The sequence below is a fragment of the Ruegeria sp. HKCCSP351 genome (assembly GCF_017872535.1).
GTDB lineage: Bacteria > Pseudomonadota > Alphaproteobacteria > Rhodobacterales > Rhodobacteraceae > Ruegeria.
This window is the reverse complement of sequence record NZ_JAEDOV010000009.1, coordinates 71,690-86,977: the sequence shown is the minus strand read 5'-3', so window position 1 is coordinate 86,977 and position 15,288 is coordinate 71,690. Positions and strand designations below refer to the sequence as shown.

Genomic DNA, 15,288 nt, shown 5'->3' with positions numbered 1-15,288 from the left:
CCGTTAATTCAAAAGGCGGGCCGGGGGGAAGCTCCACGTCCCATCCAGAACCTCGGGCCCGGGCTGATACATACGCACGGTATAGTTCCAGCCCTCCATGATCGGCAGGCAGTTGACCCGCCCATCCAAACACCCGCCCAGGTGAATGGTCATTGATCCATCACCATTGCGCGCACCTGTCACCGAATTGACGTTATAGGCGTCTTGTGCGTTGGGCTGGAAAAAGCCCCTGGCGTTATAAAGGCTGACAGACCAGAACGCCCCGACCGGCACCTCGGCGGGGACATCGATGCGATACTCGGCCACTGGCAGATTGGGCTCGACACCGACGTAATAGGCCTCATGTTCGGGCAACCCGCCCCAACCGCCAGCGGTGCCGATCAGATGCCGGACCGCCTGAACCTGATCACGCGCGCCGAACATATGGGAACTGTCCGGCACATAGGGGCCAAGGGCCAAAATGCTTTTTAACAGCCCCTCAAAACTGGCTTCGTCATAATTAGGAAGGATGAACGGACGGGCCGATCCGGCCTCGACCAGCATCTGGTCCTGCAACGCGTTGACGGCGGCCACATCCGAAGGATCAGCGGCATCGACCAGCACACGCATGAAGACGACGACATAGGGCGTGCCGAAAGTCTCGACATCCAGCGCATAGGTACCACCGCCGTGAATCACCTCTTCGATGTAGTGATCCTGATTGAGGACCATTGCGGTCATATAGCGGCCATCTGCATTTGGCAGCGTCAGGGTTGCGCCTTCGCTGATGTCGATAACAGCGGTGCTGTACAGCGTGTCGCGGTTCATCCGGATTGTTGGTTGATCATCCACCGGGGTCGGCTCGCGAAAGTGAAAGAACCTGTTCACGCCTCCGGCCAGAGACACATATTTGCCCAGCTCAAGATCAGTCGCGGCGCGGATGAAATTGTCGATGGTAATCGGGATCTCGCGGCTGTCACTTAAACTGTCGACGGTTGTATCCATTTCCTGCGCGTACGCCGCCTGAATCCAGATCGTGGCCAGCAACGTCAGCGACAGACTGATTGAGACGGGGGAAGACTTACTCACAAACATGTCCCTTATGAAATCAGAGGTTTCGTCGGTGATTACGGGTTCGGGGAATGGCGGTGTAACCCGTTGTCGCAGAGCGATTGTGCAGCGCCCTTATGGGTTGTGTCACCGGACAATTCCCGACAAACTAACCCAATGCGCCGAAACATGGTTACAATTCGCGAGTTGGCCCATGTCGTGGAACTGCTTGAAGATTTCGCAGGGGCAAGCACCGTCACTGACGCACTTCAAGCGGCCGGCCTGGACCGTTCTGTTTTATCTCTGAAAGCGGGTTTTGCACCCTACGCATCAGAGGGCATTCTGGTCGAATCGGTGGCCCGAGCGATGGGCGACAGGCTTCTTGGTGCCCGGATTGGCCGCATATTCGATTACGCGCGCTATGGTGCGTATTCCAGTTTTGTGCTGAGCGCGCCTGACCTGGCTACCGCGCTGGCGCGTGGGGCACGTGCGTTCTTGCTGATACACCCAGGTTCAGAGATCGTATTCCGTCAGACCGAGACACATGTCGTGGTCGGGCGCAGCGCGGTCGGGCTGACGGTCATGGGTCACAGACACCTGGACGAAGGCTCGGTGTTTGTCCTCGTCACCGTTATTCGCCATTTTCTGGGCAAAGGCTGGCACCCGGACTGGATTGAACTGCCACATGAGGCGCGCGTCGATGTCCCGCAGATCGAAGAGATGATTGGGGCCTCAGTGCGTCTTCGGGACAGCCCGCCTAGTATTGCCATCCGACTGAGAGATTTGCAAACGCGCAACTGTTCGCCCCGCAGTCTGGATGCGAACATCGACCTTGATGATCTGGCGGCGTTGATGGGCGTTAATCCTGTACAGACCATTGGGGATGCAGTGGAACAGATATTGCAGATCACTGTCGCAAACGCGGACATGTCCGAGGAAACCGTAGCAAGCCATCTTGCGATAGGGCCGCGAACCCTGCAGCGCGCGCTGCGTCAGGAAGGTACGTCCTTCAATGCCGTCCAATCCCGCTTTGCAAAAAGCAAGGCACAGCATCTGCTGACTCACACCGACAGGTCAATTGACCAGATCGCCAGTACGCTTGGTTATAAAGACCCCCGCAGCTTCCGACGCGCTTTCAACCGCTGGACAGGCGTTTCGCCCTCTCTCTACCGAACCCAGCGGCGCACAGGATCTGACCCAGTTCTGGCGGACTAGACCCATTGAGGTCGCGCCGGGTGCGGGCGCCGGGCATCGAAACCGGACCCCTTTTGCGACTGATACCTATGGTCGCGCGTGGCAATAAACGTTTGCCAATGTCGAACTATTTGCAAAAGAAATGTGTGAAATCTTGTGCCGCGAGTTCACAAAGCGGCGGGAACATCCGGAGCGAAAAGGGTCTGATGCATAGGTTTTGGTGGCTATTGATCTGTGTCGCCCTGACAGGGTGTGCGGCGAAAACCTACAATGAAATTGACATCATGCCTTCGCCAACGGTCTTTGCCAATGGCACGCTCGACCCGTTCGGGGATGTGACCGAGGGCAATTTTGAGGCGCGGACGCGTCTGTTTTACGCAACCGACCGCCAGCCTGCGGAACCGGACGACCCACAGAAAAGCTATAATAACGCACGGGGGCACGTGTTGCGGGCGGGTGTCGCGCAGATTGCGTCGGACCCGCCGCTTGAAAGCTGGGAAAACGCAAGGCGCATCACGCTCGCCGCGGCGCGGGATCGGGATTATAGGCTGCGTGTGGCGGGTGTGACCGAGACCGGCATTCTGCCATTCAGCGCAATCAAATACATGGATACGCCACCCAGCCGTGCCGAAGTCGAATCTGCTGGTCGCCGTTTTGCGTCACAAATCAATGCGCAATTGGCGCAATCGGCCAACAACGACATTTTCATTTACATCCACGGCTATAATGTGGATTTCGACTATTCCACCCTGGTCTCAAGCCAGTTGCAGCATTTCCTGGGCTATCAGGGTGCTTTCATAAGTTACAATTGGACAGCAACCCCAAGTACGCTGGCCTATTTCCGCGATCAGGAATCGGCGCTGGCCTCGCGACGCTATCTGCGCGAGCTGATTGCCTTTCTTTCGACCCATACCGATGCCCGTCGCATTCACCTGATCGGCTACAGCGCCGGGACTAGGCTGGCCTTTGATGCCGCTTATCAAATCGCGTTGGGAGCCGAGGAAAACGCGCGGTTGGGCAAACTCATCCTGATTGGCAGCGACCTGGACCGCGCTTATTTCCTTCATGCTATCGAGGACGGTCTTCTCGATGCGGTTACGGACCTGACGATCTATCAGTCGCAAACGGATTCCGCGCTGGCGATCTCTAGGTTTGTCTTTGGCCGCAAGCGCGTCGGAGAGACCTCGCCGCCCGGCGAAGCAGTGCCTGCGGTGCAAGCGGAACTGGCCCGGACCCCAAGGCTGCATGTCATCGACGTGACGGATGCCGAAGAGGCGGGCACCGGCAACGGGCATTGGTACTTCAGATCTTCGCCATGGGCCAGCAGCGATCTTTTCCTGTCATTGTTGACCGACAAAGACCCAGCCGCGCGCGGCCTGGTGCGCGCATCCGGAGAGATCATCTGGCGATTTCCAGAAGACTATCCGCAAAGGATCAAGGAACTGGGGCGCTTTTACTGAAGGAAAGGAACCGTCAGGTTTTCCCGGCTGCATAGCGCTTTAGACCGTCTGATCTTGACCCGCGTAGTCGGAATTCCTGAGTGTTGGCCGCCGCAGTATAGCGTTTTCTCCCGCCCCGAAGCACGGCAGTTTCAGCGGAAACAGGGTTAACCTCGGGACAGCGTAATCAACAGGATTCCCAATGCGATCAGGCTGGCCCAGCCGATACGGTGCAGAAAACGGGATTCCTTGAGGATGATCGCTGCGAGGGTCACCGAAACCGGGATTGAAGCTTGCCGGACCGCACTAACTGTGGCGGCCTCAGCCCCAAGCTGAAAAGCGGTCAGGATGAACAGGTAAGACACGTAGGAAACGATCCCGGCAAATACGATCCGCACCGGTGCCTGTGCCCAGCCCCGCACGACCCCCATGAAAGGGGCTGACAAGTGGCGATCTTCCCACGCCCTGATGCCAGCAAGCAGCGGTGTCACCAGAGTATAGGTGAAAAACAGGAAAGGTGCCGGATTGGTCAGTTTCATGGCGTGGGCATCGCTTAGCGAATAAGCAGCCGATCCCAGCATCGCCATACTTGCCAGCGAGAATGCTCTGTGATCGTGCAGCAGCCCGCCGGGCGACTTCTGGATCATCAGGCTGCCTAGAAGGACCAGCGCGATTCCCACCAATGTGAACCACGAATAATGCTGATCAAGAGCCAGCCAGCTGAAGGCGACAATAGCAATCGGCGACGAACGGATGATCGGGTAATAGACCGAAAGGTTCCCACGTCTCAGGGCCGACAACGTGCCGTAGTAATAGAAGGTTAGTCCAAGGACCGAAATCGCGACAAAGGGCCAGACCTCATAAGGTAAGCTCAGATCATGTCCCATGACCAGCGTATGAACCGCAGCCATGATCACCCAGGTCAGAGAAACTCCGACATAGCATGACACCGGATGCGCAACCCCTTTCAGCATAAGGTCGCGCAGCGGGTGGGTTGCCGCCGAAACGAGAACCAATGCGATCCAGTAGGTCTCCATACCTCAGGTCTGATGCAATGGGTTGCGGTGCAGGAAAGTGTTGAAATGCACTGTCAACTGATCCTCGCCAATCTGTACGACGCCGTAGGCCGGAGGTTCGTCGCAGAACTCGCCATCGACACTGGCCGCATTCAACGGAATCTGGTGGTTGAGGCTGGGCAGGCTGGTGAATGGAAAGCCGCGCCAATTTACGTAGGTCATGCGGTGTACATGGCCGTAAAATACATGCCGAATATTGTGCCCGTGTTTGAGGGCATCAGCAAAGGCGTCCGCCTCGACCAGCCTGATTTCGTCCACCAGGGGAATGCCAAGGTCAAAGGGTGGGTGGTGCAGAAACACATAGGTTGGCTTGTCCTGGGCTAGGATCAGTTGCTGCCTGAGCCAGTCCAACCGGGCAGGGCAAAGCTGCCCTTCATGCACATCGCGCCCGTCTTTGGTTGAATCGAGAAACAAGAAAACACCCTCATCCGTTTCGAACCGGTGCTGGACAAACCCGTTGGCATCCTTTGGATGATCCGGGAAGACCGATTGGAAAACAGCTCGGTCGTCGTGATTTCCTATCAGCAGAAAAGAGCGGAGCGGAAAGGCGACCATTCTCGCCTTGAGCGCCCGATAGGCCTCTTCCTCGGCAAATTCAGCCAAATCGCCAGAGATGACACAGAACGCCGCATCGGAATGCCATCGAATGATATCGTTCAAACAGGCGTCCAGCCGCTGGGACGGAAAGCCGCCATTTAGCCGACCGGAGTCGCGGACGAGGTGAATGTCAGTGATGTGAATGAACTTCAACCGCTATTTTCCCCGATTATTGTAATAAACAAGGTATCGACGAAGCTTGCCGATCGCACGGATTTAGTAAGAAATTCCCTGGGATCACTCGCACATACGCGACAAGTTTGGTAGTCGAATTTGAGTGCCGCCATCACCTAACTCTCAAATCTTCCGGGAAAGAGTCCGCATAAAAACCTTCGAACAAGGTTGACAGAGCGGCGGCGTGAAAATCCCTGCATGTCGGTTAGGTAATTCACCCACATCCCCTCCAGCAAGGCCAGCGTTCCGCTGGTTGCGTCATCTACCAAGTTCGGGTCACGCCCTTTTTGTGGGGCTATATCTGTGAACGCGGACCGCAAGGTTTCGACAAGTTTGTCATCCTGCGTGCTGCTGTATCGGGCGATACCTGGATGAGAGCTTGCGATACCCCGAAACGCATGCCAGATTTTAGTACTGCGGGGATTGAGCAGAGCTTCTGACAGGTCGGCCTCAATCACTGCCATAACACGATCTTCGGGCTTTGCGCTCGCGCCCAGATCCGTTCTTCTGTCCATCTCGGCATAATACTCGGTGCTGAAATGTTGGGCGGCTGCGGTCAGCAAATTGTCCTTACCCCCGAAATGCAAATGGATCATTCCGCGCGACAGACCGGAACGCTCGCAGATTCGGCTGACCGAGGTATCGGTAACCCCAATATCGGCAATCGTGTCCAGAGTCGCGTCGATCAGTAGCTGTTTGTTGGCTTCCGGATCCCGCTTCGAACCACGTTTTTGTTCCTTGGTGATTTGCACTTTATTCAATGTTACCAACCGCTTGCGAATGCCTCATAGAGGTGGCTCACAGGAATATTGACACGAAAGACATTTCTGGCGCAACATTTAATGGACGATCGTCCATTAGTAACTCGTGAATTGCGGGAAGGGAGGTTGGGTGATCTTTCGTAGTGAAGCGTCCCGGGGATATACCCTCAGCGCGCCAGCCACGGCTTACGTGGGCTTTCTGGTCGCGGCGCCATTGGTGATCCTGATTGCCTATTCATTCTGGACCCAAACCTATGTGACGCTCGACAAGACACCAACGCTGAAGAATTACAGCGATGCGTTTGCGGATCCGCTGGTCCGGCACCTGATGCTTCGGTCGATCTGGATTGCCGGAGCGGTGACCATAGTCACCGTCGCGCTGGCCTATCCCATCGCGTATTTTATCGCGATGAAGGCCCAGAAAAAGACCATCTGGTTATTACTGATCACCATTCCATTTTGGTCCAGCTATTTGCTGCGCGTATTTGCCTGGAAACTCATTTTGGGTTTCAACGGCGTTATGAACTCTGCGCTTCTGGCGCTGGGTCTGATCAACGAGCCTCTCGACTTCCTGCTCTACAACGAATTCGCAGTTGTGCTGACGCTCGCTCATGCCTGGGCTCCATTTGCGATCCTACCGATCTATGTCTCATTGCAGAAAATCGATCCCAGTCTGCTTGAGGCTGCAACAGATCTTGGAAACAGCCCCATTCAACGTTTTATGCGGGTGACGCTGCCGCTGACGATCCCAGGTATCATTGCTGCTTGCCTGATCATCTTCATCCCTACAGTCGGTGATTATGTGACCCCGGCTCTGGTTGGTGGTTCAGATGGGAAGATGATCGCCAATCTTATTCAGGTGCAGTTCGGGGCCGCCAACAACTGGCCACTTGGGGCTACGCTATCGTTAATCGCGATGCTGTCGGTGGGCTTTGTGGCCATCGTGTTTGTCATGTCCGCCACGCGGCTGGGGAGGCGGATCAGATGAGACGTCCTACGACCCTGACAGCCTATGCGTTCCTGTATCTGCTGTTTCTGTACCTGCCGGTTTTGTTCCTGCCTTTGTTCTCTTTCAACAGCGGCACAATCGTTGCGTTCCCGATCAAGGGCTGGACACTGGACTGGTATCGTAAGCTAGGCGAGCAGGACACGTTGATCCAGGCGCTTTGGAACTCGCTTGCCGTCGGAACTGTTGTTGCCCTTCTGTCGACCGCCATGGGGCTGTTCGCCGCCCGTGCCTTTGTTCGGTACCGTTTTCGGGGTCAACGCGCGGCAGAAGGTCTGGTGATGCTGCCTTTGGTGATCCCAGGTATTATCGTCGCCTCTTCAATGCTGGTCCTGTTTCTGTTTCTTGGTCTCAAGCCGTCATTGCTGACAGTCATTCTGGGCCATACGTTTCTCGCGCTGCCGTTCTCTGTCTCGATCCTGAAATCCGCTTTTGATGACTTCGACGCATCCCTGGAGGAAGCATCTTACGATCTGGGCGTCGGAGTGTTCGAAACCTTCCGTCGCGTGACGCTTCCGGTCGTCGCTCCCGGTATCGTAGCCAGCGTTTTGGTCACGTTCACAGTCAGTTTCGATGAATTCGTCCTCGCCTTTTTCCTGTCCGGCAACCAGCCAACCCTGCCGGTTTACATCTGGAGCCAGATACGCTTCCCCGCCAAGCTTCCAAACGTTTTGGCACTGGGATCGATCCTGTTGCTAACCTCGGTCCTTCTTCTGGTTCTGGCCGAATACTTCCGCCGCCGTTCATCCGCATCAGAGGTCCGATGACAAAAAGAAACATCATAGAGCTCAGGGACGTTGAAAAGCGCTACGGCACATTTGTGGCCGCGAGCGGAATAAACCTTGACCTCAAAGAGGGCGAGTTCTTTTCGCTCCTCGGTCCTTCGGGATGTGGCAAGACCACGGTTTTACGCATGATCGCGGGCTTTCAGGAACCCACCAGGGGAAAGGTGCTGATTGACGGTCAGGATATGGAGGGGGTGCCCGCCAACAACCGCCCAACGAATATGGTTTTCCAAAGCTACGCAATCTTCCCGCATCTCAATGTCGGGAACAACGTTGCCTTCGGGTTGCGGGGCAAAGCGCCCAAGGCCGAGATCGACCAGCGCGTCGCCGAAGCCTTGGAAATGGTCGAACTGGGTGGTCTTCAGGATCGCGGTGCAAGCGAGTTGTCGGGCGGGCAGCGTCAAAGGGTGGCGCTTGCCCGCGCGCTGATTATGCGGCCAAAGGTGTTACTTCTGGATGAACCCCTGTCAGCGCTCGACAAGAAGCTGCGCGAACAGATGCAGTTCGAAATGCGCAATCTGCAACAGTCGCTTGGCATTACCTTTGTGATGGTCACGCATGATCAGTACGAGGCGATGACCATGTCCGACCGTATCGGCGTGATGTTCAATGGACAACTCAAACAGGTGGACACGCCAACAACGCTTTATGCCCGACCCTGCGACCAGCAAGTGGCCAACTTCATCGGTGAGATGAACATATTGCCAGCCCAATTGCTGGGTGAAAACGGTGACGCGTTGTCAATCGATGCGGCTGCTTTCGGGCGGATGGATATCGAGAGAAATCCCAATGTGGCGACCAGCGCCAGAAACATGAATATTGGTATTCGGCCGGAACAGCTGGAGATTGCTGTAGACCGCCCTGAAGACTACCCATCAACGGTTCAGGGTACTGTCAGCAACGTCGCCTTCTACGGTGAGAATATTCACTACCACATTCAGGTGGCTGGGGCCGAGAAACCAATCTCGGTCTCGGTTCCAAACTATTTTCATACGGTCGATTTCAAACGCGGCGACGCTGTTTGGCTTGGGCTTCAGGCGGCCAGTGTGATCGATCTTGGTACGAACTCGGAATAAAACAGAGGGAGGATAGAATGAAACTTCAGGGAATTGCGGCCTTCGCATGTGCGACGGCGTTAACGACAGGCAGTGCCAGTGCAGGCGGTGCCGATCTGACGGTTTTTGACTGGTCGGGATATGAAGATCCCGGGTTCTTTGCCAGTTACATGGAAAAATACGGGGACGAAGCGCCAAGCTACTCCTATTTCGGAAGCCAGGAAGAAGCCTTTACCAAGCTGAGCTCCGGTTTTACTGCTGATCTGGCGCATCCTTGTTCCGACGCGGTCAGAAAATGGGTCGCACCCGATCTGATTCAGCCTTTGGATGAAAGCAAGCTGACCAACTGGGTGGATGTGCTGCCCGAGATCAAAGAGGTCGACGCCATCGTTCTGGACGGCCAGCTTTACATGCTGCCGTTCGAATGGGGGAACACGGGCCTTATCTATCGCACCGACAAGATCTCGGGGGATGATATCTCGCTGCAACTGATGGCGGACCCGGCCTATGCAGGCAAAATCGCCATCCCGGATGCCGCATCGTCAGCTTATGCCCTGGCCGCGCTGGCCACCGGAAACGCGGATGACTACACCGACCTGAGTGATGAGCAATTCAAGGAAGCATCGGATTTCCTGCGCGCGATCCACCCGAATATGCGCTTTTACTGGTCCGACGCGGGTCAGTTTGACCAAGCCATGACCAGTGGCGAGATCGAAATGGGGTGGGCCTGGAACCAGTCCGAACTGAATCTGATCTGGAACGAAGTGCCCGCCGCCATGATGCGTGACGTGGACAAAGGCATTGCGACCTGGGCGTGTGGCTATGTGCATCTGAAATCGTCCACGACACCGGTCGATCAGGTCTATGACCTTTTGAACGCGCTTACGGACCCTGCCAGTGGTCAGTACATCATCGACAACTGGGGCTATCCGCATTCCAACGCAAAAGCGTTCGAAATCGCCGATCAGGCCAATATCGAAGCCTATGGTTTTTCCGATCCCAAAAGCTTCTTCGAAGGCAGCTTGTTCTTTGATGCTGTGAACCCCGAGCTTGAGGCAAAGATGCTGGCCGAATTCGAGCGGATCAAAGCCGGCTTCTAACACAACCCATCATCCGGGGCCTAAGGGCTCCGGAATCCAACAACAGGAAAACGCGTGATTATGTCGAACGCGAACCCATATGCTCTGCTTTTCGAACCGATCCGGATCGGGCCGGTGACAGCCAGAAACCGCTTTTATCAGGTGCCGCATTGCACCGGGATGGGGCATCTCAGGCCGCGGGCGGACGCTGCCGTGCGGGGCATGAAAGCAGAAGGTGGCTGGGCCGTGGTGTCCAATCAGGAAACCGAGATTCACCCGACCTCGGACTTGTCCCCGTTCCCCGAAGGGCGATTGTGGGATGCACGCGATGTACCTACGCTGCGGCTGATGACTGATGCAGTGCATGCACATGGCGCGTTGGCGGCCATCCAGCTGGTTCATAACGGCAACCACGCGCAAAACCTGCTGACCCGCGCTCCGGTTCTTGCACCGTCCGAGATGTCTGTGGATACGACGCAACCAAAGCACGCGCAGGCCATGGACAAGGCCGACATCCGGGAACTCCGCCGTTGGCACCGCGACGCGGCCCTGCGCGCGAAAGAGGCCGGGTTTGACATCGTTTATGTCTATGCCGGGCACAACATGACATTGGCGCAACATTTCATGCTGTCCCATATGAACCAGCGCAGCGATGAATATGGGGGGTCGCTTGAAAATCGTGTGCGGCTGACCCGTGAGTTGCTGGAAGATACCCACGATGCCATAGGCGACAGCTGTGCCGTCGCGTTCCGCTTTGCCATTGACGAGATGATGGGCGCCGACGGTATGCAGGCAGCAGAAGAAGGCAGGGCCGTTGTCGAGCTATTGGCCGATCTTCCCGATCTGTGGGACGTGAATGTGGCGGATTGGTCCAATGACAGCGCAACGACCCGTTTCCAGCCTGAAGATGGCTATCAGAACGCGTTTCTGTCCCACGTCAAACAGATCACCCGAAAACCTGTTGTTGGCGTTGGCCGACTGACGTCCCCGGACATGATGCTGTCGATGGTCAAAAAGGGAATTGTCGACCTCATCGGTGCCGCGCGGCCATCCATTGCGGACCCTTTCATTCCAAAAAAGATCGAGGAAGGCAGGATCGACGAAATCCGCGAATGCATCGGCTGCAATATCTGCGTGTCGTCGGACAATCTGGGTATTCCGATCCGTTGCACACAAAACCCGACCATGGGCGAGGAATGGCGCCGCGGCTGGCACCCCGAGATCATCGCGCCAAAAAAAAGCGACGCAGAAGTGCTGGTCATCGGCGGCGGACCTGCGGGGTTGGAATGCACGATGCAATTGGCACGACGCGGGTACAATGTGACACTGGCCGAGGCCTCGGCCGAACTTGGTGGACGGGTTGGAAGGGAAAGTAGACTTCCCGGCCTCGCCGCTTGGTCGCGGGTGGTTGACTATCGCCTGAACGATCTGAAACAGCGGGCCAATGTTCAGTTATTCACTGACAGCAAGCTCGAAGCCAGACAAGTCGCCGAGCTTGGCATCGAACATGTCTTTGTTGCAACCGGCAGCCATTGGCGTGCCGATGGAGTGGGTCGCAATACGCAACGCCGCCTGCCTAGGGTCACGCCGGATGCCAAGGTGTTGACGCCTGATGACATCATGAAAGGCGTTCTGCCCCCGGACGGCCCGGTGATGATCTATGATGATGATCACATCTATCTGGCGGGGGTGATTGCCGAGAAATTGGCGACAGCCGGATATCAGGTCATTTTTGCCACGCCAGAGAGTTTGGTTTCAGCCTACGCCGTTCATACTTTGGAACAGTCCCGCATTCAGGCCCGAATGATCGAACTGGGGGTGGATATCCGCTGCAATCAGGTGCTTGCGGCGGTTCAGGGCGACGCGGTGCGGATCGGCTGTGTCTTTTCTGGTCGCGAAACTGAAATCCCGTGCGCCTCAACTGTTCTGGTGACCGAGCGCCAGCGTGAAACCGCCCTTTTCGACAGCCTGAAGGGCGCCGGTTTGAAGACGCTTGACCTCATTGGTGATGCCGCGTCGCCGGGATTGATCGCAGACGCGGTTTTTGCCGGCCATCGCGCCGCCCGCGACTTCGAGCGCCCAAAGGCCGATGCAGACAAAGACTGGTTTCGCCGTGAGATTATTGATTTGGCAGAGGATGCGACATGAACAGCACCAATGAAACAACCCGTTCACGTCGTCGCGGGGGCGGCGGGCGCGCAGCGCGTCTGAAGGTACAAGAGACGACCACGGGTAACGAAGCCGTACGTGGGGGTCTGAGCGGCGGACGCTATAGACCTCTGAGTCAAACCGACATGGAGAACATCCATCATGCAGCCCTGACCGTCCTGGAACAAACCGGCATTACCGATCATTTCCCCGAGTTGCTTGAGCTGGTGCTTCCCAAAGGTGCAGTGCTGAGTGACCTGAACCGCCTGTGCTTTCCACGCGCCTTGATGGAAGACATCCTGGCGGGTGCTGCCAAGGAGTTTTACGTCTATGCCCGAGGGGAACGCGAAGGCAAGGACGACATGCATTGCACGGCAGAAAGCGTCTATTTCGCCAATTCCGGTACCGCGGTGACAACATTCGATTCCAAAACCAAAACCTATCGTCCGTCGATTCTGCGTGATGTTTATGATTTCACCCGCTTGGTAGACCGTTTGGAAAACATCCACATGCTGGGCGACACAGTTCTGGCGACGGATGTGACCGATGATTTCACCCATGACATGAACACCATTTATGCCATGCTTGCAGGTAGCCAAAAGCCCGCCTGCCTAACGTTCCGCGACCGCAGCCACATCCCACATGCCATCCGCATGTTTGACCTGGCTCAGGGCGGCGAGGGGGCTTTCCTGAAAAAGCCAAGCGTCATATTTGGCGGCTGCCCCATTGTTTCCCCTCTGCGGATCGGCAAGGAAAACATGGAAATCCTGATCGATACTGCCAAGCTGGGCCTGACTGTCGATCTGGCCGTGCCGCCTCAAGCCGGGGCCACGGCTCCGGCGACGCTTGCGGGAACGCTGGTTCAGACCGTGGCCGAAACACTTGCCTGTGTCGCCATCGTCAACCTGATCACGCCGGGTTGCCCCATCTGCTTTGCGGCCTGGCCCTTCATTACGGACCTGCGCAGCGGGTCTTTTACTGGCGGCAGCGGCGAACAGGCGCTGATCGGTGCCGCAGCAATTCAGATGGGCAACTTCTACGGCCTTCCTACCTCGGTGGGTGCAGGTATGACCGATGCAAAAATACCTGATGCGCAATACGGGCTGGAAAAGGCGCTGACCTTTACCCTTGCAGCGCATGCCGGTGCCAATCGCCTGTGCGAGTTTGGTGGCATGATCGGTAGTCTTATGGGGTGCAGCTTTGAAAGCATGGTGATCGATGACGAAGCGGGCGGCATGATTCTGCGATCGTTGCGCGGGATAGAGGTTACCGATGAAACCATGGCGGTGGATGTGATCCACCAATGTGCCATAGATCCGGGTCATTTCCTCGGCAATCCTCACACGCTGAGCTATATGAACAGCGAGTTCGTCTACCCTCAGCTGATGGACCGTGAGCGCACGGATACTTGGGAGAATGAGGGGAAAACTGATCTGTTGGACCGCGCCCGCGACAAGGCGAATTCCATCCTCGACAGCCATTTCCCGAACTATTTTGGCGCCTTGGACGCTCGGGTGCGCGAAGAATTCCCCATTATACTTAGCGCAGAAAGTATGGCCCGCCATGGATAACTCAAACGCCAAGCAATGGGACAATGATCACTTCCTGCATCCGTGGGAAGGGATGGAGGCTTTGGGTGAAAACGACCGCACGTTTATCGAAGGAGCCAGCGGCATTCATCTGATAAACGAAAAGGGCGAACGCCTGATCGACGGACCGGGGGGTATGTGGTGTACTCAGATCGGGTATGGGCGCGCGGAAATGGCCGAAGCAATGGCCGAGCAAGCCCGGAACCTTGCCTATTTCTCACCCTTCAACAACACCAACTCGACTGCGGCACATTTTGCCCGCGAAATCGCCAAACGCGCGCCGGGCGACCTGAATAATGTCTTCTTTACAACCGGCGGTTCGACTGCGGTTGATACAGCCATCCGGTTTGTTCATTTCCGCAACAACCTTGTGGGTCGGCCGGAGAAAAAGAAAATCATTTCAAGGCAAAAAGCCTATCACGGAAGCACATATCTGGCAGCCAGCGTCAGTGGGAAGGAACGTGACAGGCTCTGGCTCGACAAGGCCGACGACCTGGCGCATTTCCTGCCGAACGTGAACCCACTTTACCGCACGCCTGGTCAAAGCGATGAAAATTTTCTGAACGAGAAAGTTGCTGATCTCGAAAACGCCATTGTGGCACTTGGCCCGGAAAACGTTGCCGCTTTTATCGCTGAGCCGGTTTTGGCCTCGGGCGGCGTCATTGTGCCACCAATTGGGTATCACGCACGCTGCCTGAACATCTGCAGGAAGTATGATGTTCTGTATATTTCCGACGAGGTCGTTACGGCTTTCGGGCGATTGGGTCATTGGTTCGCCTCCGAAGCTGTCTTTGGCATTCAACCTGACATAATTACCTGCGCCAAGGGGATGACATCCGGGTATGCGCCGATGGGGGCCGCGATTATCTCAGACCGGTTGATTGCGGATGTTGCGGGAAAAGATGCCACCTTTTCGAATGGATATACCTATTCGGGCCATCCGGTCAGCGCGGCAGCCGGGTTGAAAAACATCGAGATTATCGAGCGGGAAAAGATACTCGAACACGTTCGAGAAGTCGGTCCGGTTTTTCAGGATCAACTTCAGCAGTTACGTCAGATTGACATCGTGGCTGATGCGCGTGGGATGGGATTGATGGGGTGTGTTCAGTGCTCAGTCGATGGCGATCCCCGAAGCGAGCTGGGGCGCGACTATGAGATTGGCAGCCGTATCGATATGGAATGCCAAAAACGCGGTCTGCTTGTACGGCCCGTGATCAACATGTGTGTTCTTTCACCGCCCCTCATCATTTCAAAAAGCGAAATCGAACATATGTTTGCTATTCTGCGAGAAGGGCTAGAAGCGACATCCGAATGGCTCGGCAAGATTAGTGACCGGTGAATGGTGCGGGCAATCTG

The 15,288-nt window shown here is 56.1% G+C and carries 13 protein-coding genes; 9 read left to right on the top strand and 4 right to left on the bottom strand.

Going from position 1 to position 15,288, the window contains the following annotated elements:
- Positions 1 to 3 precede the first annotated feature (3 nt).
- A complete protein-coding gene (locus I9182_RS17015) occupies positions 4 to 1,068 on the bottom strand; it encodes a DUF1214 domain-containing protein (protein ID WP_209599085.1) in 1,065 nt (354 codons plus the stop codon).
- Positions 1,069 to 1,218: 150 nt separating this feature from the next.
- Here I9182_RS17015 and I9182_RS17010 point away from each other — a divergent pair, with 150 nt between their 5' ends.
- A complete protein-coding gene (locus I9182_RS17010) occupies positions 1,219 to 2,244 on the top strand; it encodes an AraC family transcriptional regulator (protein WP_209599084.1) in 1,026 nt (341 codons plus the stop codon).
- A 263-nt stretch (positions 2,245 to 2,507) separates the two neighbouring features.
- Entirely contained in the window at positions 2,508 to 3,683 is a 1,176-nt protein-coding gene (locus I9182_RS17005; RefSeq protein ID WP_209599083.1) for an alpha/beta hydrolase, read from the top strand.
- A 146-nt stretch (positions 3,684 to 3,829) separates the two neighbouring features.
- Here the strand turns inward: I9182_RS17005 and I9182_RS17000 are convergent, their stop codons facing one another.
- The 3 genes from I9182_RS17000 to I9182_RS16990 form a co-directional block, all read right to left on the bottom strand.
- Positions 3,830 to 4,699: an EamA family transporter gene (locus I9182_RS17000; protein WP_209599082.1), complete on the bottom strand. Its 870-nt coding sequence runs from the start codon at positions 4,697 to 4,699 to the stop codon at positions 3,830 to 3,832.
- Positions 4,700 to 4,702: 3 nt separating this feature from the next.
- On the bottom strand, positions 4,703 to 5,488 hold the full coding sequence (locus I9182_RS16995; RefSeq protein WP_209599081.1) for a phosphodiesterase: 786 nt from the start codon (positions 5,486 to 5,488) through the stop codon (positions 4,703 to 4,705).
- Positions 5,489 to 5,625: 137 nt separating this feature from the next.
- Positions 5,626 to 6,261 carry a TetR family transcriptional regulator C-terminal domain-containing protein gene (locus I9182_RS16990; protein WP_348540408.1) on the bottom strand — a complete coding sequence of 212 codons (636 nt, stop codon included), beginning with the start codon at positions 6,259 to 6,261 and terminating at the stop codon, positions 5,626 to 5,628.
- A gap of 139 nt (positions 6,262 to 6,400) precedes the next feature.
- Here I9182_RS16990 and I9182_RS16985 point away from each other — a divergent pair, with 139 nt between their 5' ends.
- The 7 genes from I9182_RS16985 to I9182_RS16955 are packed head-to-tail and all read left to right on the top strand — an operon-like array spanning position 6,401 to position 15,271.
- Positions 6,401 to 7,258, top strand: coding sequence for an ABC transporter permease (locus I9182_RS16985; protein ID WP_209506785.1), 858 nt, complete (start codon positions 6,401 to 6,403; stop codon positions 7,256 to 7,258).
- Positions 7,255 to 8,043, top strand: coding sequence for an ABC transporter permease (locus I9182_RS16980; protein ID WP_209599079.1), 789 nt, complete (start codon positions 7,255 to 7,257; stop codon positions 8,041 to 8,043). The genes I9182_RS16985 and I9182_RS16980 overlap by 4 nt, the downstream gene beginning before the upstream one ends.
- Positions 8,040 to 9,137 carry an ABC transporter ATP-binding protein gene (locus I9182_RS16975; protein WP_209599078.1) on the top strand — a complete coding sequence of 366 codons (1,098 nt, stop codon included), beginning with the start codon at positions 8,040 to 8,042 and terminating at the stop codon, positions 9,135 to 9,137. The genes I9182_RS16980 and I9182_RS16975 overlap by 4 nt, the downstream gene beginning before the upstream one ends.
- A gap of 17 nt (positions 9,138 to 9,154) precedes the next feature.
- On the top strand, positions 9,155 to 10,216 hold the full coding sequence (locus I9182_RS16970; RefSeq protein ID WP_209599077.1) for an extracellular solute-binding protein: 1,062 nt from the start codon (positions 9,155 to 9,157) through the stop codon (positions 10,214 to 10,216).
- 60 nt (positions 10,217 to 10,276) lie between these two features.
- Positions 10,277 to 12,343, top strand: coding sequence for an FAD-dependent oxidoreductase (locus tag I9182_RS16965; RefSeq protein ID WP_209599076.1), 2,067 nt, complete (start codon positions 10,277 to 10,279; stop codon positions 12,341 to 12,343).
- A complete protein-coding gene (locus I9182_RS16960; protein ID WP_209599075.1) occupies positions 12,340 to 13,914 on the top strand; it encodes a trimethylamine methyltransferase family protein in 1,575 nt (524 codons plus the stop codon). The genes I9182_RS16965 and I9182_RS16960 overlap by 4 nt, the downstream gene beginning before the upstream one ends.
- Positions 13,907 to 15,271: an aminotransferase gene (locus I9182_RS16955; protein ID WP_209599074.1), complete on the top strand. Its 1,365-nt coding sequence runs from the start codon at positions 13,907 to 13,909 to the stop codon at positions 15,269 to 15,271. Before I9182_RS16960 ends, I9182_RS16955 begins: the two co-directional genes overlap by 8 nt.
- Positions 15,272 to 15,288: the final 17 nt, after the last annotated feature.